Annotated in this window: 21 protein-coding genes; all 21 read left to right on the plus strand. The window is 55.5% G+C overall.

Annotated features, from left to right (window positions below):
* Positions 1-41: 41 nt before the first annotated feature.
* The 21 genes from HX884_RS12385 to HX884_RS12485 all read left to right on the plus strand — a co-directional run bounded on the left by HX884_RS12385 (position 42) and on the right by HX884_RS12485 (position 23,556).
* Complete coding sequence (locus HX884_RS12385; RefSeq protein WP_061549489.1) at positions 42-257, plus strand: hypothetical protein; 216 nt, start codon at positions 42-44, stop codon at positions 255-257.
* Positions 258-312: 55 nt separating this feature from the next.
* A complete protein-coding gene (locus HX884_RS12390) occupies positions 313-636 on the plus strand; it encodes a hypothetical protein (RefSeq protein WP_061549490.1) in 324 nt (107 codons plus the stop codon).
* Entirely contained in the window at positions 633-1,631 is a 999-nt protein-coding gene (gene traU / locus HX884_RS12395) for a conjugal transfer pilus assembly protein TraU (RefSeq protein ID WP_061549491.1), read from the plus strand. Before HX884_RS12390 ends, traU begins: the two co-directional genes overlap by 4 nt.
* A gap of 10 nt (positions 1,632-1,641) precedes the next feature.
* The gene (trbC, locus tag HX884_RS12400) at positions 1,642-2,268 is read left to right on the plus strand and encodes a type-F conjugative transfer system pilin assembly protein TrbC (RefSeq protein ID WP_110820874.1); all 627 of its coding nucleotides are present in this window, start codon (positions 1,642-1,644) and stop codon (positions 2,266-2,268) included.
* Positions 2,265-4,100 carry a type-F conjugative transfer system mating-pair stabilization protein TraN gene (traN, locus tag HX884_RS12405; RefSeq protein ID WP_110820873.1) on the plus strand — a complete coding sequence of 612 codons (1,836 nt, stop codon included), beginning with the start codon at positions 2,265-2,267 and terminating at the stop codon, positions 4,098-4,100. Before trbC ends, traN begins: the two co-directional genes overlap by 4 nt.
* On the plus strand, positions 4,097-4,879 hold the full coding sequence (gene traF / locus HX884_RS12410) for a type-F conjugative transfer system pilin assembly protein TraF (protein ID WP_061549494.1): 783 nt from the start codon (positions 4,097-4,099) through the stop codon (positions 4,877-4,879). Before traN ends, traF begins: the two co-directional genes overlap by 4 nt.
* 9 nt (positions 4,880-4,888) lie before the next feature.
* A complete protein-coding gene (locus HX884_RS12415; RefSeq protein ID WP_061549495.1) occupies positions 4,889-5,380 on the plus strand; it encodes a hypothetical protein in 492 nt (163 codons plus the stop codon).
* Complete coding sequence (locus HX884_RS12420) at positions 5,377-5,595, plus strand: hypothetical protein (RefSeq protein WP_061549496.1); 219 nt, start codon at positions 5,377-5,379, stop codon at positions 5,593-5,595. Before HX884_RS12415 ends, HX884_RS12420 begins: the two co-directional genes overlap by 4 nt.
* On the plus strand, positions 5,585-6,193 hold the full coding sequence (locus HX884_RS12425; protein WP_061549497.1) for a type-F conjugative transfer system pilin assembly thiol-disulfide isomerase TrbB: 609 nt from the start codon (positions 5,585-5,587) through the stop codon (positions 6,191-6,193). Before HX884_RS12420 ends, HX884_RS12425 begins: the two co-directional genes overlap by 11 nt.
* Before the next feature lie 17 nt (positions 6,194-6,210).
* The gene (locus HX884_RS12430) at positions 6,211-6,474 is read left to right on the plus strand and encodes a hypothetical protein (protein ID WP_013087221.1); all 264 of its coding nucleotides are present in this window, start codon (positions 6,211-6,213) and stop codon (positions 6,472-6,474) included.
* Positions 6,471-6,875, plus strand: a complete 405-nt coding sequence (locus HX884_RS12435) for a hypothetical protein (RefSeq protein ID WP_061549498.1) — start codon at positions 6,471-6,473, stop codon at positions 6,873-6,875. The genes HX884_RS12430 and HX884_RS12435 overlap by 4 nt, the downstream gene beginning before the upstream one ends.
* Positions 6,868-8,232, plus strand: coding sequence for a conjugal transfer pilus assembly protein TraH (gene traH / locus HX884_RS12440; RefSeq protein ID WP_061549499.1), 1,365 nt, complete (start codon positions 6,868-6,870; stop codon positions 8,230-8,232). The genes HX884_RS12435 and traH overlap by 8 nt, the downstream gene beginning before the upstream one ends.
* The gene (gene traG / locus HX884_RS12445; RefSeq protein WP_061549500.1) at positions 8,232-11,552 is read left to right on the plus strand and encodes a conjugal transfer mating-pair stabilization protein TraG; all 3,321 of its coding nucleotides are present in this window, start codon (positions 8,232-8,234) and stop codon (positions 11,550-11,552) included. The genes traH and traG overlap by 1 nt, the downstream gene beginning before the upstream one ends.
* A 12-nt stretch (positions 11,553-11,564) precedes the next feature.
* Positions 11,565-12,161, plus strand: coding sequence for a hypothetical protein (locus HX884_RS12450; protein ID WP_061549501.1), 597 nt, complete (start codon positions 11,565-11,567; stop codon positions 12,159-12,161).
* A gap of 182 nt (positions 12,162-12,343) precedes the next feature.
* Positions 12,344-13,075, plus strand: coding sequence for a conjugal transfer complement resistance protein TraT (gene traT, locus HX884_RS12455; RefSeq protein ID WP_110820872.1), 732 nt, complete (start codon positions 12,344-12,346; stop codon positions 13,073-13,075).
* A gap of 191 nt (positions 13,076-13,266) precedes the next feature.
* Entirely contained in the window at positions 13,267-13,581 is a 315-nt protein-coding gene (locus HX884_RS12460) for a hypothetical protein (RefSeq protein ID WP_047959896.1), read from the plus strand.
* A gap of 114 nt (positions 13,582-13,695) precedes the next feature.
* Positions 13,696-16,263 (plus strand): type IV conjugative transfer system coupling protein TraD, encoded by a 2,568-nt coding sequence (gene traD / locus HX884_RS12465; protein ID WP_110820871.1) that lies wholly within the window; start codon positions 13,696-13,698, stop codon positions 16,261-16,263.
* Positions 16,260-21,683 carry a conjugative transfer relaxase/helicase TraI gene (gene traI, locus HX884_RS12470; protein ID WP_110820870.1) on the plus strand — a complete coding sequence of 1,808 codons (5,424 nt, stop codon included), beginning with the start codon at positions 16,260-16,262 and terminating at the stop codon, positions 21,681-21,683. Before traD ends, traI begins: the two co-directional genes overlap by 4 nt.
* Positions 21,684-21,711: 28 nt before the next feature.
* On the plus strand, positions 21,712-22,497 hold the full coding sequence (locus HX884_RS12475; RefSeq protein WP_110820869.1) for a DsbA family protein: 786 nt from the start codon (positions 21,712-21,714) through the stop codon (positions 22,495-22,497).
* Between the two features lie 124 nt (positions 22,498-22,621).
* A complete protein-coding gene (locus tag HX884_RS12480) occupies positions 22,622-23,149 on the plus strand; it encodes a hypothetical protein (RefSeq protein WP_225986326.1) in 528 nt (175 codons plus the stop codon).
* Positions 23,140-23,556 carry a type II toxin-antitoxin system YafO family toxin gene (locus tag HX884_RS12485; protein WP_023338064.1) on the plus strand — a complete coding sequence of 139 codons (417 nt, stop codon included), beginning with the start codon at positions 23,140-23,142 and terminating at the stop codon, positions 23,554-23,556. Before HX884_RS12480 ends, HX884_RS12485 begins: the two co-directional genes overlap by 10 nt.
* Positions 23,557-23,636 lie beyond the last annotated feature (80 nt).

The following is a 23,636-nucleotide window of genomic DNA, read 5'->3' on the forward strand; positions in this document are numbered from 1 at the left end:
TGTCATCCCGGTTTCCGATTAACCCCCGACCAGGTAACGCCATGAAAAAAGACCCTGATACTGAAAAGGGGCAGAATGTTACAGCCGTTCGTCATGATGAAAAATCGGCTTTACGGCTTAAGGCCATTCTTGCAGAAAATCCCCTTTATTATCCCTCAATCGTGTTAAGAGCAGGCCTGCTGGCTCTTGAGGATATGTCCAAAGAGCAGCGGCTGACATTCATCATGAAAGCGGCTGATAAAGCGAAAAACCACTGACCATTTCTTAAGCCCTCCCGCCGTCCGGTGGCTGCGGCACGCCCGGAGATACCCCATGACTCACCCTGAAACGCTCAGGCCGGTGACGGTTACCCGTGACCGCAACGGCTTCTGGACGCACCCTCATTATTTTGCCCCCGCCAGTGATGAGGCCACGCAGACTGAATTTGGCGACTGGATGCGACAGCACAGGCTGACCTGCGCCACCCGCTGGATGGAAAATGACGCGCCTCCCCATGTTATCGCGGCCTGGGAAAAGGGCATACAGGACGTCAGTGACTGGCATCCCTCAGCGCCAGAGGGCGAGGGCTGGTTCATCGGCTCCATTCATGACACTGAGGACGGCCCGGTCTGTGTATGGCTGCGGGAGGTGAAATGAAGCACTTTTCATGGCTGGCCGGTGTGTTGCTGGTTCTTATTTCCTGGATGCCATCCCAGGCAACGGCCGCAGCCAGTAATGCCGGTGACGGCAGATGGGTGAATCCGATCACGGACGTTTGCTGGAAGTGCCTGTTTCCAATGACGCTCGGTAATATCCAGCTGGCATCCGGGCCACAGAAAGACACGTCCAACCCGTCTTCACCCATCCAGATTTGCCCGGTGGGGATTCTGTACCGCATCGGTCTGGCCATCGGGTTCTGGGAGCCAATGGCAATGGTGGACGTGACCCGTGAGCCGGGCGTCATGGTTAACATGGGCGGCTTTAAAATCGATCTCGGGCGAACGGGTACGGGAACCGCAGGGCAGAGTGACAGGCCCGCTGCTGGTACGTTCTACCACGTCCACTGGTATAAGTACCCGCTCATTTTCTGGTTGAACATCATCACCAGTCTGGGCTGTCTGCAGACCGGCGACATGGATATCGCCTATCTTTCCGAGGTCGATCCCCTCTGGAACGACAGCACACTCTCGATGCTGATTAACCCCGAGGCAGCACTGTTCGGCAACCTGATTGCTCAGGGGGCCTGTGCCGCTGACGCGGCCGCCGCATCCGCGGGCCTGCCGCTCTCGCCGTTGTTCTGGTGTGCAGGAAGCCAGGGGTCGATGTACCCGCTGACGGGCTTTACCAGTGGTGAGTTTTCTCCGCTGGAGGCCTCTCTGCTGGTAGGCGAGCGAATGGCGTTCAAGATGCATCGTGAGGGTCTGGTCTGGAACTCCATCGGCGCGGATACCGCCGTCTGCAACCAGTATCCATCACCGATCATCCCGAAAGAACGATGGCGATATCAGATGGTGAACATGTATCCCGAGACGAACAACTGTCATCCCTTCGGGGCCAGCACGCAGTTGTGGGGGACAACACATAACTCCCCGTCCTCCAAAAAGAACTTCGGTTATCTCTTCTGGCGCAAACGTAACTGCGTCTTCCTCTAAGGACATGACAATGAAAATCGCTTATCTCCGGGCGCTGACGATCAGCGTCATGATTGCTTTCGCGCCGTTGGCCAGGGCCAGCACACAGACCTATATTTCCGTTTCCGACCATAACTGGATCAAAGGTCAGCAGGACGCGCTGGCAGCCATGAAGGAAGACCTGCAGGGCCAATCGTCGACAGATTTGTCTTTGTTGCCACAGCGACAACAGGATTTGATTAACCGGCTGCAGGGGAATATCGCTGCACAATCCACCTCAATGGGGGAAAAAGATACCTTCCCGGCGATTTACTTTGTGAGCCTCGGCATACCGCGCGAAGGCCTGCTGCCCATGCTGAAAGACGCACGCCGTTACAACATACCGCCAACGTTGCGTGGACTGGTCAATAACGACATGCGCCAGACTGCGGCAGCCATGTTTGAGCTGAGCAAGGAGGACAAGGACGCCGGTGTGCAAATCGATCCGACACTGTTCACTCAGTACAATATCACCACAGTGCCCGCCCTGGTGGTGACCTGTCCTGGCCATCATGACGTTATCCGGGGAAGTCTGCCCCTGCAGCAGGCTCTGGAAAAGGTGGCAGAAAGCGGTGATTGTGCAGCAACGGCCCGCCATCTCCTGGAGGCTGCCAGATGAAAATACTCTTTTCAACGATGCTGATGCTTTTCCCGCTCCTGGCTGGCGCAGCCGATCCAGCCTTTGAGGCGGGTGCGAGTTTTGGCAAGGGCAATGCCTCTGCCGGTACGGGGGCCCTGAAAAATCCGGGTACCGTCACAGGAGCAATACCAGGCTATACCGCTAACCCACCGGAGAAAGGGTATTACGGCGGTGTGAATGGCGGCGACGGCGGACTGGCAAACAAAGGGCAGGCGGCCCTGCAGGGAAATGATGCGGCACAGTCGGTGATCAGTTCCGGTACCAAAAACCCGGCCCCCACAATTGACCCGAACGCCCCCTTTATTACCATCGGAAAAAATGCGGAGGGTACGGCAGGCGGGATCATGAATGGCACCAGTCAGCAGTGTAAGGAGACGACGGTATCAAAATCGACGTTTGAGAACTTTACCTGCGATCGGGATGTGGCCACCATCCAGACGTGCGGAAGAACAGCCAGTATCACCGGGCATTATGAGGATAACTACAGCTATAAGACCATCACCATTGATTCAGACAATCTGGACGTCAGCAGCCCGGAAGTGTCGTACAGCATGCCGGAAGGAACGGTGTATTCAGCGACGATGAATTACACGTTCAAGAAACATTTAGCGTTCAGCAACGATCTCTGGTTCCTGAACATTACGGCTCTCGGTTCACTGATGACGATGTACGAAACCTCCGGGTCGTATGACCTGCCCCCGGGTAAGAGTTTTACCGAAGGAGAGAAGCTGACCATCACGTTTAATAACAGACAAAAAGTACCCGAAAGGGTTGCCAGTATCTGGGAGATGGGTAAAACCAACCATATGTACCATTTTGTCATCACCATCGTTTACCGTACCGGTACAAAGGTTTGGGTTCCGCAGACGACCTGGACTGAAAGCTGTGGTTTTGACAAAAAAACGGCGCTGTCCAGTGCTGGCAGTACCTGTACTGAGCCTGGTGGCACCCGTACGGTAATCGTTGATGGCAAGGAGTACAGCCAGACAAACAGTTGCTGGGCCTGGTCGGATGAATACATGACGGGTACCAGTTCCCGGGGAAACTGCGGTTCACTGATGGATAATCCCGCCTGCACACTTTCTTCACATACCTGCACAACAACGGAATCCGGGGTATGTACTCACCAGTCGGAAACGTATCAGTGTCAGAAAACGTGGTCATCCAGTGGTCTTGTCTGCGGCGGGGAATACATCTGCAAGTCCGGGGCCTGTGATGAGACCAATGGTACCGGTGATAACGGGTTTGATACGGCAGTGGCCAAACTTGCGGGCCTGGCCTCTGCGGCAGAAGATGTCAGGGATCAGAACAGCACTATAGATGTCAGAGCGTTCACGGGTAAGGCCATGAGCTGCCGCAAGGCGTTTGCTGGCTTCTCAAACTGCTGTAAGGACTCAGGATGGGGACAGGATACCGGGCTGGCAGCCTGTAACGATGATGAACTTGCTCTCGGTAAGGCGAAAGCCAAGAAGATAACCGTTAGCGTGGGTGAACGTTGCGACCGTAAGGTGCTGGGAGCCTGCATTCAGAAAAGTAAGGTTTACTGTGTGTTTGACGGCAAACTTGCCCGCATCATTCAGGAGCAGGGGCGTCGCGACCAGCTGGGCGTTAAATTCGGCAGTGGTGACAGCCCGGACTGCCGGGGGATCACGGTTCCGGAGCTGCAGAGTATCGACTTCGACAAAATCAACTTCTCTGACTTCTACGAGGATTTGATGAAGAACCAGAAAATCCCCGATACCAGCGCGCAGGTCAAGCAGATTAAGGATCGCATCGCCGCGCAGGTGAACCAGCAGGGAGGTGGCAAATGAAGCGTGTCCTCTGTGGCCTGCTTATGGCGCTGGCGAGCCATACAGCACTGGCCGAGGAGATTGTGACGCCGGCTGAGCCGTTCACCGGCTGGTCCTGGTACAACGAACCGAAAAAGCCCCCTGAGCAGCCCCGGAAACCGCAGCAGCCAGCACCGCAGGCCATTCCGGATCTCAGCAAAATGTCCCCGATGGAGCAGGCCAGGGTGCTGAAAGGGTATACACAGGAGGCGCTTAACCGCGCCATCCTGTACCCCTCAAGGGAAAACACGGCGACGTTCCTGCGCTGGCAGAAGTTCTGGACGGACCGGGCATCGATGTTCAGCCAGTCCTTTGCGGCGGCGCAGCTGAGCCATCCGGACCTCGACTACAACCTGGAGTATCCGCACTACAACAGCATGGCGCCGTTTATGCAGACCCGTGACCAGCAGACGCGGCAGAGCGCCGTGGAGCAGCTGGCGCAGCAGTACGGTCTGTTCTACTTCTACCGGGGCAGTGACCCGATTGATGTGCAGATGGCGGGCGTGGTGGCTGACTTTGCGAAAACCAACGGGATCTCACTCATTCCGGTCTCGGTTGACGGACAGGTGGCGGCCACCCTGCCGCAAAGCCGTCCGGACACCGGACAGTCCCGGTCGATGAATATCACGCACTTTCCGGCGCTCTTCCTGGTTGACCCGCGCAACCAGAACTACCGTGCCCTGTCCTATGGCTTCATGACCCAGGATGACCTGTCAAAACGATTCCTGAACGTGGCCACCGGCTTTAAACCCAATTCCTGAGAGCTTTTTATGACAAAAACACTGTTTACCCTCATCCGCGATGCAGGGCGGGCTGCCCTGTATTCCTTCGTCCTCGGCCCGGCACTGGTGCTGTATGTGTTTGTGATGCTGGCGGCATCAGACGGCTCACTTTCCCGGCAATTCCTGACGACCTTTCATCACCTGACTGAGGGTGCGCCTGCCGACAAGGTGATGGGATGTGTTAATGAACATGAGATGGCAGGGCGTTTCTCGCCACCTGAACCCGGAGAGTCGTTAAAGCCCGTGCCTTCCGTTTTAGATAAAGCACCGCCTGAAGTGTTATGTCAGCGCGGGCCCGTTGACAGCGATTCATGGGTGCGTTCGGTTGATGCAACGTTGCGCTACGTCTGGATGATGTCCGCTATGTTGGGCTTTGGATTGTGGTTTGTTTTATATGGCCTGTCCCGGGCCGCTCAGCGTCGCATTTCACCAGACAGACATTCGGTTCTGGTACGGCAGAACAAGGAGACACAGGAATGAAACCAACTCTTCTCGCAGGACTGATTTTCTGGGGCACGATGGCGCGCGTACTGAGCGAGCTGATGACCTGGTCCGTGGAGCATACACAGCAGGGCCTGCTGTGGCTGTGCAATGGGATGTGGGCCGGGGCGGCTGGCATGGTGATTTATGCCGGTTATCGCTGGTACCGAGACGAAAGAGGGCAAACGCATAAGGAAGGCGACCATGAACATTAAAACCGGACTCACGGCTCTGTTGATGTGCCTGCCCCTGCTGGCGAACGCCGGGGCGCGCGAGGAGTTAATGGCGCTTGAAGCGACAAAAACGGCCTCAACTGACGCTGCAGCCGTCACCGCCTCCTCCATTCCGGTACCTGCGCCGGCCAGCCTGATGGCGCTGCCGGACGGACGTCAGGCTAACATGAAAGATTATGCCGTGGTGCTCTTTATGCAGGCACACTGCCAGTACAGCGCGAAGTTTGACCCTCTTCTGAAGGGCTGGGCCGATGAGCATGCAATTAAGGTCTATCCGTACACCCTGGACGGTGGCGGCGATATCGCCTTTCCGACGCCGATGATCCCGCGCAAGAGCGATCTTAAATCGCCCATTGCAGACGAGATTGTGACCTTCTTCGGAAACGGGCTGCCGATTGCGACACCGACGGCCTTTATGGTCAACGTCAACACCCTGAAAGCCTACCCGCTGACCCAGGGTGTGATGGACATCCCCGCTCTTGAGAGCCGTATGGCCAGCCTGATTCAGGCTGACATGGACAACGTCGATCCGAAAACGCTGCCGCCCATGCCGGCAAGCGCGCAGGTCACCCCTCAGTAATACAAACGGACTACAAAATGACGACAAATACGTATGCGTTATCGCGTACCGAGCGCGTGTGGCTGTTATTCAGCGTGACGCTGCTTGTGTCCGCAGCATTCTATGGGGTACTGGCCCACCGGGTGGTCAGCGTCCTGAACCGTCCTGAACTGACAACCTGTCTGCAGGACTTTCCGGTGCTCCTGCTTATCTCGCTGAGTATCGGCTTCTTTTTCACCGTCACCGGGCTGTACGTCTGCCGGCAGACCCTGGTCAGGAAACCCCGGGAGGAGATTGCATGAGGCACATCAGACTGAAGACGTTTATCCGAAACCAGGCTATCGGGATACTGAAAGACAGTAGTGAGGATACGGAAACCCGAAAATGGACGGATTTGTTAACCCTGAAACTGTTTTATGCCTTAATTTTTACCGCCGTAGTCGAAAGGGTATATGTGAAGTGCGCCATCACAACGCTCAGTGCGATGTCCGTTGACCGCGCCGAACAGTTTACGCTCTCGCTTCTTATCCACTATCCGCAGTACCTGTTGTGGGGCGTTATGGCCGCGATTATCGCGCTCATTGCGGTGAATTTACTCGTCTGCAGCTGGCTCTGTCTGGCCACATATCTTTGCTGCAAACTGAACCGTGCTGACATCCCGGCAGGCAAGGATACGCAAGCTGTGGAGGTGCCTAATGATTAAGGCGCTTATTACGGCAGGGATTGTGTTCTTCTCAGGTCTGGCAGCGCTGCCTGCTCAGGCGGACGTCAATGGTGACCTCAACGGCTTCTTTGGCAAGCTGGGCTACAGCGGCAACGTCTCTCAGGCGCAGGCCTGGCAGGGGCAGGCGGCCGGGTATTTCTCCGGCGGGTCAGTCTACCTGCGAAACCCCGTCAAAAACGTTCAGCTGATCTCGATGCAGCTGCCGTCCCTGAACGCTGGCTGCGGCGGTATCGATGCCTACCTGGGGTCATTCAGCATGATCAGCGGTGAGGAAATTCAGCGGTTCGTGAAGCAAATCATGAGTAACGCGGCTGGCTATGCCTTCGACCTGGCACTGCAGACGATGGTCCCGGAGCTGAAGCAGGCGAAAGATTTCCTGCAGAAGCTGGCCAGTGATGTTAACTCCATGAACATGAGTTCGTGCCAGGCCGCTCAGGGCATCATAGGCGGGTTGTGGCCCGTAACGCAGGTGTCACAGCAGAAAATCTGCCAGGACATTGCCGGCGAAACCAACATGTTTGCTGACTGGGCGGCCTCCCGCCAGGGCTGCACCGTCGGAGGACAGGGGGATAAAGTCACGGCCAAAGCCGGCGATGCAGAAAAAGACCAGGTACTGAAAAACAAAAACCTTATCTGGGACACGCTCAGTAAGAACGGGCTGCTTGGTAACGATCGCGCCCTGAAGGAGCTGGTCATGAGTACTGTCGGCTCCATCATTTTCAACAAAACCGGAGACGTGACAATCCTGACGCCGCTGGTCGATAACCGCGACCTGATTAAAGTCCTGATGCGCGGAGGAACAGCGAAGGTCTACGGGTGCGATGAGGCAACACTCTGTCTGGGGCCTGTCGTCACTAACCTGACGATTACTGAGTCCAACGCTCTGGTCACACTGGTCAAAAACCTGATGCTCTCGATGCAGAACAAACTTGTCGATGACAAACCGCTGACCGATCAGGAAAAAGGCTTCGTGAACACCACCTCTGTGCCGGTACTGAAATACCTGACCAACGCCCAGAGTATGGGGATGAGCGCCACGTACCTCCTGCAGGTTTCCGACTTCATCGCGCAGGACCTGATGATCCAGTACCTCCAGGAACTGGTGAAACAGGCAAGCCTGTCTCTGGCGGGTAAGAACTTCCCGGAAGAGGCCGCTGCGAAGCTGCGCGACAACATCATTCATGCCCAGGGACTGCTGGCCGACATGAAGCTGCAGTCTGCGGCAGACCAGAACGCACTGGACGGCATCGACCGCAACATGCAGTACCTGCAGCAGCAGGTGTCCACCATTGTTTCAGGCTCCTATCAAAGCAACTATCACTGGGGTGATCGCTGATGCTTGAGATATACACCATTTATGGCGGGGGAATGTGGAAAACGGCGCTGGACGCCGTTGTCACCCTTGTCGGTCAGAATACCTTCCACACCTTAATGCGTATTGCCGGCACCTTCGGGGTGCTGGCTGTATTGCTCACTTTCATCAAACAACGTAACCCGATGGTCTTCGTCCAGTGGCTGGCGATCTTCATGATCCTGACGACCATCCTGCTGGTACCGAAACGTTCAGTACAGATAATTGACCTCTCAGACCCGGCTGCGGTGTGGAAAACCGACAATGTACCGGTCGGTCTGGCGGCCATCGCGTCACTGACGACCAGCATCGGTTACAAAATGGCATCGGTGTACGACATGCTGATGGCCAGGCCCGACTCGGTAACCTACAGCAAGACCGGTATGCTGTTTGGCTCGCAGATTGTGGCGGAAACCAGCGACTTTTCCACGCAGAATCCGGAGCTGGCACAGATGCTGCCGGACTATGTGGAAAACTGTGTGATCGGCGACATTCTGCTGAACGGTAAATACACCATCAATCAGCTGCTCAATTCCACTGACCCGCTGACGCTGATAACCAGTAACCCAAGCCCGCTGCGGGGCATCTTTAAGATGACCTCCACCTCGCGTCAGTTCCTGACCTGTCAGCAGGCGGCAACGGAGATTAAGACGCTGGCGAATACCGACGTCAATCCGGGCAGTGCGACGTTCACCTGGCTGACGCGGAAGGTCTTCGGCAACAAGCTGAATGGCGCCTCGCTTCTGGCCAACGCTATGGGTGAGAGCTACGGATTCTTCTATGCCGGGGGAATGACGGCTGCGCAGATCATGAAGAACAACATCACGAACAGTGCAGTCCGGCAGGGGATTAAGGGTTTTGCCGCTCGCTCATCCGACACGGCTAACCTGCTGAACCTGGCCACCGAGAACGCAGCAACCAAACAGCGTCTCAGCTGGGCGGCGGGTAATGAGCTTGCCACCCGTACACTGCCGTTTGCACAGTCCCTGCTGATGCTTATCCTGGTGTGCCTGTTCCCGCTGATGATTGCGCTGGCTGCATCAAATCACACTCTGTTTGGGCTGAACACCCTGAAAATATATGTTTCCGGGTTTATCTATTTCCAGATGTGGCCGGTGATGTTCGCCATTCTTAACTATGCCGCCAACTACTGGCTGCAGAGTCAGTCCGGGGGCACGCCTCTGGTGCTGGCCAACAAGGATGTGGTGGCACTGCAGCATTCGGACGTGGCGAATCTGGCAGGGTATCTGTCGCTGTCCATTCCGGTGCTGTCGTTCTATCTGACCAAGGGTGCTGCGGCGATGGGCTCTCAGGTGGCAGGCAGTGTCCTCAGTTCGGGCGCCTTCACGTCGGCAGGTGTGGCAGCGACCACGGCGGACGGAAACTGGTCGTTTAACAACATGTCAATGGACAATGTCAGCCAGAACAAGATGGATACCAATCTGATGCAGCGTCAGGGCCAGCAGACGTGGCAGGCAGATAATGGTTCCACGCAGACGCAGACGGCCGGTGGCCATACGGTTATCGACGGCTCAGGCGCAATGTCGAATCTGCCGGTGAACATGAAGCTCAGCCAGCTGGCCAGCAGTGGTTTCCAGGAGTCAGCCCGCCAGTCCCAGGTCCAGGCGCAGACGGCGCTCGATGGCTACAACCACAGCGTCACCAGTGGCTGGTCGCAGCTCTCACAGCTGTCTCACCAGACCGGTACCAGCGACAGCCTGACCAGCGGCAGTGAAAACAGCCAGGCCACTAACGCAACGCGCGGTGCCAGTATGATGATGTCTGCTGCAGAGAATTACGCGAAGGCGAATAATATCTCTACGCAGGAGGCTTACAACCAGCTGATGTCAAAATCTGTTGAAGGCAGTGTTAATGCTGGAGCAAGCGGTAAATTTAACACCGGCGATCAGGCATTCGGGAAAATTGGGAAATGGGCTACTGGAGTCAGTGCAGAAGCACATCTTGGTGCAGAAGTTAAAGGGGCGAGCGGAAGCTCGCATGGTACCCAGGAAACTCACTCCAGTAATCAGGATATGCGACACGACCAGAACAGCCAGGCAGTTAATGACTTCCGGCAGGGTATGGATATGGTTAAAAGTAGCCGAATCACCGAGGGTGCAAACCATTCCGAGAATGCAGCAAGCAGCAATGTTCAGCAGTTTGCCGCAACACTCAATGATGCTGAAAGCCAGTACCATCAGTACACCACCAGTTCAACGCAGAGTAACGAGTTCAGTCGTATGGCCACCGTTGCTCAGAACCAGAGTGCAAGCCTCGATACGAACTATACGCAGGAGTTTGTGGACTGGGCGGCTAATAAATACGGTGATAAGGCTCAATCCATGCTGACAAGTGCGCCGTCGGCGCGAGAAGCGGCAATGGAATTCGTTAATGAGCGTCTTAAACCTGAAATTATGGGCGACTATCAGCAGGGGAGAGCGGATCTTAGAAGCGGTAATGAGCATGCGGCATTCAGCGGTGAGCATATTGTTCAGCCAGCCCATGGCAGTCAGCAGGTATCAGGTCCATCCGGTAATGTTGGAGGAGTAAATTACAGTTCTCTGGATGGCGATGCTCATAACCAGGGAGGTGTTGGCAATGTCCAGACATCAGGAACGACTCAGGTCACAGGTTATGGAGGCCAGCAGGGTGGGCAGGTTACACCTGCAGGTGAAAATATTTCAACCAGAACAACCGAGTCTGTTTCGCGAGGGAATGAGCAACCAACAAATCATGAAGGACAATCTGCCGGACAGAGAAGCAGCTCGGGTAATATCACCTCGTCCGTAAGTATGGTTAACACCGGAAGACACTCAACTGCAGATCAAAATGCCGGCCATATTGCAGAATCACATCCGGAGTTCCGTCATTCAGGAGTCGTTAGGGAGCAAGGGACCGTGCATGGCCAGGAAAGTGAAATTACTCATAACAGTTCTGGTATTAATGTCGGCGGCGAAAAAGTACGTGGTGGTGCTATGCAGGAGGCATACAAAGAAAATCAGGCTAAGCTGCACGAACATTCCTCGCAGGGTTTTGGTCCACAGAATGAGTTACAACGACGAGTGGCGGAACAAAGATCTGAAAATGAGCATAAAATCAACGAATCTGCTGGAGAAATTGGTAAAAAACAATCCACTGTTCAGGCATCCAGTGATATATTGAAAGGAGAGCTTCATAATTCACAAAGTTCATTCTCGAATGGTTTAAATAAAGAGAAAATCAGTCAGGGGGAATCATCTCCTGCTGAACATGATGATGAAATGAAACGTAGATTAGCTGAGCTAAGAGAAAGGAAGACGGGCTGATTAGGAGGGTATATGGCATTCTCAAATGGTGATGCAAAAAAAGAAATTGCTGAGATTATCTCAGGGATTAGTAGTGATGAACGTCCAGTTTCATCGCCGAAGAAGGCTTTCCAGATTGTAGCTATATACCCTGTAATTATGATCCTCACAGCTATTCTGATGTGGTTTGCTTATTCTGTCAGTCTGATTCAAGCAGGAGATAATAGTGGGCTAGGCTGGAAGTTCTATCTTGAAGCAGCTCAGCTCGTTTTAGGGTATGGAGGATGGATATCTATAGGGGCGACAGCTGTTGTAGCAATATTCTTCATACTCATAAATTATTCTACTGTACTGGTATATCTATCTATACCTGAAGATATCAGGAATCGTTCGACATTAATCACTTCCTTAAGGTCCACAGTTAAGAAAATAGCCTTGTACCTATGGGGTAGCGCCACCTTGTTATCTCTCGTAGGGATGATAACGGATTGGGGGATTTTACTGGCAGGGAGTATTCCAGCAGTTTTATTCATTTCAATATTTGTTACTAATGGATATCTTGGAATACAGAGCACTCGTTACGGTCTGGGGCTATTGATGTCAACGGCCAGTAAGATGATGAGTAGATAGGAATGGTCAATATTCTATCTTAAGTGAAATTTAACCTCTGATGAAAATACATTGCCGGAACTTCATACGTAGCCGGGATTTTTATCCCTTCTCGCTGTAAATTAACCTTCAAATCTGCCGATAACGTCTCTGTTAGCTATGTCTCGCTAACGGGGACGTTTTTCTATGCACAGGAAGAATCTATGAAATTAAAACAATTAGCCGTTGTAGGTCTGATCGCTTCTACTCTTGCACTGTCAGGTTGTGGTGCCATGTCCACTGCGGTGAAGAAACGTAATCTCGATGTCAAAACCCAGATGAGTGAAACCATCTGGCTGGAGCCATCATCAGAGAAGACCGTTTATTTGCAGGTCCGTAATACTTCCGACAAGGACATGTCCGGTCTGCAGGCACAAATTACAAATGAACTGGCCGCCAAAGGCTACCGCATCACCAGTTCTCCGGACGCCGCCTACTACTGGATTCAGGCGAACGTACTGAAAGCCGAAAAAATGGATCTGCGTGATGCGCAGGGCTTCCTCAAGACCGGGTACGAAGGTGCGGCAATGGGAGCGGCACTGGGCGCGGGTATTACGGCGTATAACTCGTCTTCAGCTGGCGCAACGCTGGGTGTAGGGCTGGCCAGTGGCCTGATTGGTATGGCTGCAGATGCAATGGTTGAAGACGTGAACTACACGATGGTGACCGATCTGCAAATTTCCGAGCGCAGCAAGGCGACCGTCACGACTGACAATATCGCGGCACTGAAGCAGGGAACCTCAGGCGTCAAGCTACAGACCAGCTCAGAACAGGGCAACCGCGCTAAATACCAGACCCGTGTGGTATCCAATGCCAACAAGGTAAACCTCAAGTTCGAAGAGGCGAAACCTGTCCTGGAAGCTCAGCTGGCCAAATCCATCGCCGGCATCATGTAATACCCTGCGGCTGTGGCGACCGTCACAGCCTGTTCCCCCTCAGACTGATATTCACCGTGTTCTTCCCGGAGCCGGGTGCGTCAGTGCTTTCTGTCAGTTACCAGTAATTACGCTTCCTCGCATGGCTGCGCCAGGCGCAGCCCTGTCTGCGGCGAGCGTTGCGTCCTTAATTTCAAAGGAGTTCGTCCATCATGATGCATCAGATAAATGAACGTGCAGATTACTCAGCAGAATTCTGGTCACTTATCCATCTGGAAAGCGAACTGATGGCAGCAAGGGCCTGGATGAATGTATTCGGTTCACTTCCTGAGGGGCAGGGTATGACCATTGTTGCTTTCTGGGCTGGATATGAATTTACCCTTTATGATCTGGAGCCCCGGGAGTGGCATTCACCGGTTTATAAGGATGTGGCCTCGTCAGTCCGTTCTGTGGCTGCATACATTAATAAACAGGACTGGGAGGACGGATGTCAGCAGGCCAGGTATGAACTGAGTCAGATGGAATAACCTGACGATTAACCCCCACGCGGTACCACATTTTTTCATCCCCCTTTTCAACGTTTCTTCTCTGATAACACACATCACCGCACAGGTGATGCGATAACGGCTGGACAACACTCTATGAGCTTCGCAGGAAAAAACCTCACCCAGGGCGGGCAGATGACCGCCTACCGCTGGCGCATGTTCATTCAGGTGAACAACTGGATAGGATTCTGGATCTTCATCCTGTTCGCCGTACTGACTACCGCCATCTTTCTCTGGCGAATCCCTCAGGAAGCCCTGGATAACGGTTCCCTGTGGTGGTTCGCCAGTATCAACAGCAGCTTTATCGACCTTATGCCAGCATCGGGAACGCCAAAAATCTACGACGTTCACTACTGGTATGCGCCTACCGCGACGGCAATGGTGCTGAAGATGACCCTGCCGCAGATTTATACCGACCCGTACATGCAGGCGATGGGCGACCAGTGCCTGCGTGAGCTGCAGTGGGCAGCCGGTGCCAGTGGGCTGTTCAGTATGGTGGTGTTTATCGCCGTGACCTGGTTTATCGCGAATATCGGCAGAAAGGAGAGCGAGGACGAATATCTCTCCGGCATGCAGTTGACCGACAAGCCATCGGAAGTGAATAAATTGCTGCGCCAAAACGGTGAATTGTCCGATCTGCGGGTGGCTGATTTACACATGGTTAAAAGGGCTGAGGTAATGAATTTCCTCATGCATGGCACCATTAACGTGGGTAAATCGACCATCATCCGCTGGCTTCTGGACTACATACGCAAACGTGGTGACAGGGCTATCATTTACGACTCCGGCTGCACCTTCACTGAAACCCACTACAACCCCTCCACCGATTTCATTCTTAATGCACACGACGAACGCTGTGCTAACTGGCAGATGTGGGGTGAGTGTATTGATGCGGTCGACTATGACAACCTGGCTGCCAGCCTCATCCCGGTAGAAGGGGAGTCCGACCCATTCTGGGTTTCAAGTTCACGGACCATCTGCGCTGACCTCGCTATACGGATGTCGGTTGATCCGGACAGGAGTATAGAAAAGTTCCTCAAAACCCTGCTGTCACTCAGCATGAAAAGTTTGCGTCAATATCTTGTCAATACGCCTTCAGCCAACCTGGTTGAGGAGAAGATCGAGAAAACAGCCATATCCATTCGCTCCGTGGTAACCAACTATGCCAAAGCGCTGCGGTTTCTTCAGGGACTGGATGACGGCACCAAACCACCTTTCACCATTCGGGAGTGGATGACGCAGGAGCGATATGACAGCAGCTGGCTGTTTATTTCCACTCAGGCCCGACACCGCAAAAGTGTACGCCCGCTGATCTCACTCTGGGTGTCGTTGGCCACATTGTTACTGCAGAGCATGGGGGAAAACAGCGAGCGCCGGGTGTGGTTCATTCTTGATGAAGCACCCAGCCTGCAGCGCATCCCCGAGCTGGCTGAGACGCTGGCGGAAGCGCGTAAGTTCGGCGGCTGTTTTGTGCTGGGAATGCAGAACATGGCGCAGCTGGTTCACGTCTACGGCCGCGAGCTGGCCAAAAGTATCTTTGACCTGATGAATACCCGTATGTACGGACGTTCGCCGAGTGCGGAGATGGCCAAAGTGGTGGAGGAGGAGCTGGGCAACCAGCGTAAGCGCAAAATCCGTGAGCAGAACAGCTACGGTCTGGATCAGGTGCGTGACGGTGTGTCCCTCGGCAAGGACGAGGTCAATAACCCGATTGTCGACTACGAGCAGATCATGCGTCTGCCAAACCTCAACTTCTACGTGCGCCTACCGGGTGAGTATCCGGTCGTTCGTCTGAAGCTGAAATACCGTCCATTTAAAAAACGTCATGCTGGTCTGATCGAACGCAATATTCACGATGCTCTCAGTCCGGAACTTGAGAGGGTGATCCAGGCGAATGAGCGTGCAGCGACTGCTGCAGGTCTGACCTTCCCGACCGGCGATGAAGTGCTGGAGAAGGGGAACGAGACATCATCTGCAGCTGGCGGTCCTGCTCCGGTTTCGTCTGCAGGCGCATCCGGCTCTCCGGCAGCATCGCCCGTCGAAAAAGTGGCTCGTACCCGAATGGAGGAACCGAAACCCTCGCGCAGCGCAGCCCCTGAACTGAGGCCGGTACCATCAAGGGAGCCCGTCACATCGCGAACAGAACCAGTGGTCCCGGAAGTTGTAACTGAAAGTCACAGCACGGTGACAGACCCTGTCACTGGAGACAAAAAAGACAATGTTGTCTCTCTTCGGCCCTCGAAACCTGCACCAAATCATCAAAAAGGGACCGCGTCCCTTAATCCGGAAATTCCAGCAGCACTGCAAAAAATCCGCAGCAGAACCCAGCTGGATATTCCCTCCGAGCCTGCTGCGGCTGGCGCGCTGGGAATGCTGAAACGGCGGCTCAGTACCAAAGCCACCTCAGACGGAGGCGAAGATCAGGCCAGCGAGAATGCGGGCGAATCCATGAACCTGGATATGAAGGTGACGGCACTGCCTGACGGCGGCCTGAGTCTGGCGACGGCAGGGAAGTCAGTGACACCGAAAACCCCGGATGAAGCCCACGGTACTCACCGGCAGCTGGCGCAGGAAGAAGAGAACATTTTACTTCACCGTCACGCGGACGACTCGGGTTACGACGAAAACGACCATTACTATTACGACAGAGAGCCTGAATTATGATGTCAGTCGCCCCAGTAGCGTCAGCCGGCGAGGCTGCAGGCTACTACAGCAATTCCGATAACTACTATTTTCTGGGTAGCCTGCAGAGCCTGTGGATGGGAGAGGGTGCAAAAGCGCTGGGTCTGGAGGGCAACGTCCGTGGCGATGATCTGACGGCCGTGCTCGAGGGACGTCTTCCGGACGGTTCACGGCTTGGCAAGGAGGTTAACGGACAGCATGTCCACCGCCCGGGCCATGACCTGACTTTTTCCGCCCCCAAAAGCGTGTCCATTCTGGCTCTCATCGGCAACGATAAAGAAATGCTGGAAGCACACTACCACGCCGTCCGCGTGGCGGCCGGCTATGTGGAGAAGCTCATCTCGGCCCGGAACACCAAAGACGGCGTTACGTCCATCGTACACACCGGCAAGATGGTCGCGGCCGCCTACACGCATGACACGTCACGTAACCTCGACCCGCTGATACACACTCATCTCCTGGTTGCCAATATGACGGAGTATGCGGGCAAATGGAAAGCTCTGGCCACAGACTATATCCATAACGCCGGCTTTATCGAGACCGTCATGAAGCACCAGGTCACGCTCGGAAAAATCTATCGAGGTGCCCTTCGCGAACGTGTTGAAGCGCTCGGCCACGAAGTGAAAGAGGTCGGCAAACACGGCATGTGGGAGATTAAGGCAATTCCGGATGAAGTTGTGGATGAATATTCCTCCCGTGGCCGGGAAATCAGAGGGGCCGTGGGGGCTGAAGCCACGCTGCGCAGCCGGGATGTGGCCGCCAAAGATACCCGCAGGGCGAAAGTTGACCCTTCGCGGATGCGCCTGATGGAGCGCTGGTTGGGTCAGATGAAGGAGAAGGGATTTGACCTGAAGGCGTATCAGGAAAGCGTGGTGCCGCGTGATGCAGGTCTTCGTGAGACCGCGCCTCAGCCGGAGCGAGATCACCAGGTTAAGCCGGTTCCTGCCGGGCCTGAACAGGCTTCTTTGCAGACGTCGTCCACGGCAGAAAAGAGCGTCGATACACCTGCTCAACCCGCAGAACGGGAGAGCCTGTCCCGTCAGCCAGTACCACAACAGACTGACACGCTGCGTCAGCCGGCACAAACCGGCCCCGAAAAAACGCCGGCGACCAGAAACTTTCCCGCAGCGCAGCGGGACACTGAAATACCCCGCCCGGAACTGGCTGAGGCTGTCCGGTTGGCCATCTCGCAGCTCAGCGACAGTAAAACGCGCTTCACCTTTGGCGAGTTGATGATGACCACCGCTGAGCTGAGTGAACGGCTGCCGGAGATTAAGGATATTCGTGTGGCCATCGATGCGGCGCTGAAGGACGGCATGATTGTGCCGCTGGACAGTGAGAAAGGGGTCTTCACCTCCCGTATTCACCTGCTGGATGAACTCTCGATCCAGGCGCTGAGTCAGGAACATCTCAAATCCACAAAAGTCGTCAGTTTCACCCGTCCGGCGCAGTACGCGCCGGCGGCGCTGGAAGTGGTGGAGAAAGACGCCCTGGTTCTGATGAATGCCCCGTCAGGCGTGGCGGGTATCCGTGACCTGACCGCGCAGCTGGCCGGTATTGCCGGCGCGAACGGTCGTGACGTTCAGGTGCTGGCCAGCTCTGCCGAGCGCGCCATTTCGCTGGCGAAATCCGACGATTTGCGGGAACGGATTATCAGCCGGCAACATGTTCTGAGCGGTGATTTCCGCCTGAAACCCCAGAGCACGCTGATTATCGAAGGGGCAGAGCGTCTGGGATTAAAGGAGACGCTGGTACTGCTGGGCGAAGCGCGGGCGCAGGACGCACAGCTGGTTTTTCTCGACAGTGCCGGGCGTCAGGCGAACGGTAATGCCATGTCCGTGCTGGAGTCCGCGGGGGTTGCCCGCTCCCGCCGCACTGAGCCGGCGCCCGGGCTGGAGGCCGAAGTGGTCAGTATTCCGAACAAACGCGACCGTTACGAGGCGCTGGCCAACCGGTTTGCAGAGCTGAGCGGAGGCAGTGAAAACGTCACCGCCGTTGTGGTCGGCAGGCGTGAACAGGCACAGCTGACGGGCCTGGTACGTGAGGCGCTGCAGAACGCAGGACAGCTGGGGCGTGACGGCGTGGAGATAGAGGCCCGGCAGCCGGTCTGGCTCGACAGCAAAACGCGCCGCATGCCCGGTTCATACCGTCCCGGCATGGTACTTGAAGATCGCACGGACGCAAAAGCGCGTAAGTCCTATGTGATTGACCGGGTGCATGAGGACACGCGAGTCCTCTCGCTCATCGACGGGGACGGCGTGCTGACCCGGATGAAAATCGGGGATATCAGCGCTGACTGGCGTCTCTTCAGCCGTGAAACCCTCAGCGTGGCCACCGGCGAAAAACTGCTGGCTGTGGCGGGGGATCGTGAGCACAGCCTGAAGGCAAAAGATCGTCTTGAGGTGACCGGGATAAGTGAAAAGGGGATTGAGGTGAAACGGGGGGAAGAGACCCTGACGCTGCCAAAAGACCAGCCGCTCTACCTGTCACATGCCTACGTGACCGCGCCGGGCGGCCGGGATAACGACACCGGTGTGGTGCTGGCCGCGCTGAACAGTCGCGACATCTCATCCCAGACCATGAACTCGCTGGCGCAGAGTGGTCACCGGGCGGAAGTGTTCACCGCCGAAGTGCAGGATCGGGCAGAAGCCCGGCTGCAGCGCATGAAGACCAGTGCCTCTCCCGTGCAGCTGGTCAGAAGTCTGAGTGGCCACGATGACGTCAGCCAGGCGGTTGACTCGCTGCATGACAGCGTCCGGACGGACGCCGGGCTGGCCGTCTGGCGTGCCATCAATGACCAGCGCACTGTGGTGTTCAGCGAACTTAAGCTGGCGACGGAGGCGCAGAAATATCATCCCGACCTTGAAGCCATCGGGAATGAAATTGGCGCGATGATTAAAAATGGCGAGCTGTTGTCCGTATCCGCAGGGGGAGAGCCGGTACTGGTTTCCCGGTCCACATGGGAGATGGAGAAAGCCATTCTGCGTGTGGTGGCGGAAGGGAAAGGTACGCAGCAGCCCTTGCTGGAACAGGTACCGGAGGCCGTGCTGAACGGACTCACCGATGGCCAGAAAAAGGCGACCACCCTGGTGCTGGGCACCACGGATCAGTTTATCGGGATTCAGGGCTATGCCGGCGTGGGGAAGACCACGCAGCTGAAGGCCGTGAAAACCGCGCTTGAAACCTTACCGGCAGATGTTCGCCCAGTACTGATGGGTCTTGCCCCGACGCACCAGGCAGTGAAAGAGATGAGCGACGTCGGTGTCCGGGCGCAGACCATCAAATCCTTTATCGTTGAACATGACCAGGCGACGGCCGCAGGCGGTAAGCCCGACTATAAAGGACAGGTGTTTCTTATCGATGAGTCCTCAATGGCAGGCAACCAGGATACGGCGGCCCTGTTCCAGGCCATTGCCAGCGGCGGCGGTCGCGCGGTCTCGATGGGGGATATCGACCAGTTTGAATCGGTCGACGTGGGCGCGCCGTTTAAGCTGATGCAGGAGCGCAGCCCGATGGATGTGGCCATCATGAAGCAAATCGTCCGCCAGAAAGACCTGCAGCTGCGCGGTGCCGTTCACGACATCATTGATAACCGGATCGATGCGGCCCTGCAGCGCATTGAAACCCAGCCGGCTGACCGTGTGGCGCGTAGCGCTTCAGCCACGCTCCCGGGGAGTGCCATTCAGGAAACGGAGACGCCCGTTAACGACATCGTGGCTGACTGGACGGACCGGACGCCGGAGGCGCGGTCCCGTACCCTCATTATCACCCAGCTGAACGCTGACCGTCGTGCGGTAAATGCCGGCATTCATGCTGTGCTGGCTGCCCGGGGAGAGCTGGGGGAGAAGGCCATTACGGTGCCGGTGCTCGATAAAATCACCCACACCCGTCATGAGTTTAACAAAACCGATGCCTGGGAAGCCGGGATGGTGGTTAAACGCGGCGATCGCTACCAGGACGTGCTGGCCGTTGACCGCAACGGCAGTACGGTCACGGTACGTGATGAGGAAGGGAAGATTGGACTGTATTCCCCGAAGCAACTCATCACCGGCGACGTGCAGCTGTTTCGCCGCAGCGAGAGGGAAGTCCGCGCCGGCGATCTGCTGAAGTTCACGGCGACAGACAAGGAGCAGGGACAGATGGCCAGCCAGCGCTATACGGTCGAGTCGGTCAGCGAAACGGGCAATATTCGTCTGAAGGGGGAAAACGGCCGCATCACCATCAATCCTCAGGCCGTCAGGGCGCAGCAGCATATTGACTACGGCTGGGCTGTCACCGGGTACGGTGCTCAGGGGGCCAGTAGCGATTATGTCATTGCGCTTGAGGGCACGGAAGGCGGGCGTAAGGCACTTGCCTCCCGTCGCGCCTTCTACATCTCGGCCTCGCGCGTGAAAGAGCACGTCCAGATTTATACCGACGGGAAGGCGGACTGGGTTAAGGCGGTAAAAACGCCGGAGCGGGATATCAAAACGGCGCACGATGCGCTGGCGCCAGAAACGCAGCGTAAACAGGCGAAAGCCATCTGGGCAATGGGACAGCCGGTGAATAAAACGGCCATTGGCCGCGCCTGGGTACGCCATCAGGGCATGCAGGATGCGTCACTGACGGCAAAAATCATCCCGGCCACCCGGCGCTTTCCCGAACCGGCGCTGGCGCTGCCGGTGTATGACAACAACGGCCGTAGTGCGGGCCTGGCCCTGGTTTCCCTGGTTGCCAGCCCGGAAGGGCGGATGACACAGGGGGAGACCCGGATGGCCATGACAGAACGTGCCCGTGGTGCGGTACTGCAGCGAAGCCAGTCCGGCAACACGATTGTGGTCAGTGACCTGGCGGCCGCGCTCGATGCAGTACGACATCACCCGAAGGACGGCGTGGTCTGGCAGACCGGCGATGAACCGCCTTCAGCATGGTTGCTTAAGGTGAGCGGCGGGACAAAACAGGATGTCTCTCCGGGTATTGTCTCCACGCTGACGGACGAGCAGAACGTACAGCAACTGCGAGAACAGCTGCTGGCAGACCAGGTTCGCAATGAAGAAGCCGGACGGAACAGGCAGCCGGAGTCGTTGCCGCCGGAAATTCCGCAGGAAGAGGTGATAAGACTGAAACCGGAAGACATTAATCCGCGTAAACCGGAACCACTCACCCCGGATGCGGATGTGATCGCCAGGGTGAGTGGTGAGGAAAACACCGGTGGACAGGAAATGAAAGCTGCTGCAGGTGTCAGGAGTGAGCTGGAAGGTGCTGACAAGGCATCCGGTGAACAGTCGCGGGCATCGCGTGTGATTGCAGATCTGGCAAACGCTGAGCGCGACATGCTCAGGGTGGCAGAAAACACTGAACGCGGCCGCATGCCGGAGCGAGAAGAACAGACCCTCACCCGTACCATTCAGAAAGAACGTTAATTCCTCTTTTAACCATGAGAATCAGGCAATGAAAAGACATAAATTAGCGGTATTATTAGTTACAACATACATTGGCTTTATTGCAACGGCACACGCTTCGGCCCCGCAGCCGGTCTTCAGCCCGGAGCAGGAGGCCCGTATTGGCGAAATCGCAGCAGACTACCTGGTGTCCCACCCGGAGATACTGGTGACGGTCAGTCATAAGCTGCGGGAACAGCAGGAGGCACGTAAGCAGAAGATGTTTGCACTCAGCGTGATGGAGAATCAGGCGAACCTTCTGCATGATCCGGATACTCCGGCTTACGGGCCTGATAATGCAAAGGTCGCGGTGATTGAATTCTTTGATTACCAGTGCGTGTTCTGCAGCCGCTTCGCGCCGGAGCTGGAGAAGGTCATGAAAGCGCAGCCGGACGTCCGCTACCTCTTTAAGGAGTGGCCAATTTTTGGTGGTCGCTGGGAAGCCTCACTTCAGGCAGCGCAGCAGGGGCTGACGGTCTGGCAAAAGAAAGGGCCGCAGGCCTATGTCACCTATCACAATGCCATCTACGCCACCGGCCAAAATGAAGGCAAACTGACGGCGCAGGATATTCGCGTGGCAGCGTCAAAGGCGGGACTGGCCACCTCAGCTCGTGGCGACCATACCGCGTCTCTTGAGAAAAACAGCAATCTGGCAGAGGCGCTGGGACTCACCGGCACACCGGGGATCATCGTCATGCCCGTTAGCGGAGCGACTCCTGACACCATCACGGTTTTCCCGGAAGCCGTAACCGCTGAAAGACTCCAGGCAGCAATCCTGAAAGCCACGGCCAGATAGAGGATTTCAATTTCCTGTTTGCTGTGCCAGCCACATATGCAACCAACTTTTTTTAGCATATAGTTAAGTTCAGTAGTAAAATGCAGCGCCTCGTCGAGAGATGATGATTATGGAGTCCGTCGTCGTGAAATTTAAAATCCAGCACTTGCAGGCCGCAGTGGCACTGGTTCTTGCCAGTTTCCAGCCGCAACCCAAAGCGGTTGCGTGTCAGCCTACGATTGTTGAACGGGTTTACGAAATGGGCTCCAGAGTCAACAAAACCGATATCAGCGAGCTCACTGTTGCTCTCAATGACGTAGCTGAAGAATTACGCTCAAGTCGCATTGAGCTGGCCCGGTATGCAGACAGCGATTTCTCCGGCGCTATCAAAGTCGCCAGCGACATCAGAAATCATACTATCCATGTCGCAGGTATCGCAGAGTCCTTTGTTCTGATGTTGCCGGAAAAAAACATCATTCAGTCGTATGACAGGAATTCTGTTGAGTTTGCGTTCTTTAAGGCCATTAAGATGGTCAGTCTTGCGACCAAAAACTACCTTAGTCTGATTGATCAAATCACGCGAACGACAGAAGTGCGTGACTCTGGAATCAACCTCTCGGCCATGAATCACCTGCTGGATTCAGGCGACAGGGCTGCGGCCAAATGGCGTTAACGGCTGAGTACAGTCATGTCACGTGGGATTCGTTTTTCCAGCCCACGTTTGCCGTTTACCCTGAGCTGGAGAGTCAGCTACAGGCAGAGTTCATCACGTATAAATCAACTGGCGCACCGTCGAATCTCCTTGGAAGGGACGCCCCCTTTGATTTCCCGCCATTCGCTGTCGATGCTAACGTCCAGCATATTCACGTTAATCTGCATTTCCAGCTCACCTGGAGTGCCAGACAAGAGAATTACAACCGTACCTCAGATCATTATCTCATTTACACAGAACACATGTGGGATAGCGGCCGCTTTCTGCTGATGGGGCTGATAACACCGGCTCATGAACGTATGCCAGCGAGAGATACCCGGTTACTCAGCTACTTTTCTGAAGTTGCAGAAGATTTTCACGCTTCATAACCCTCAAAATCACATATGGGGTCGTCTCAGAAAACGGAATCTATGGTCACTCCCGTTTTTGCAACACCGATTTTGACGAC

Source organism: Enterobacter sp. SECR19-1250 (assembly GCF_013391025.1).
Lineage (GTDB): Bacteria > Pseudomonadota > Gammaproteobacteria > Enterobacterales > Enterobacteriaceae > Enterobacter > Enterobacter cloacae.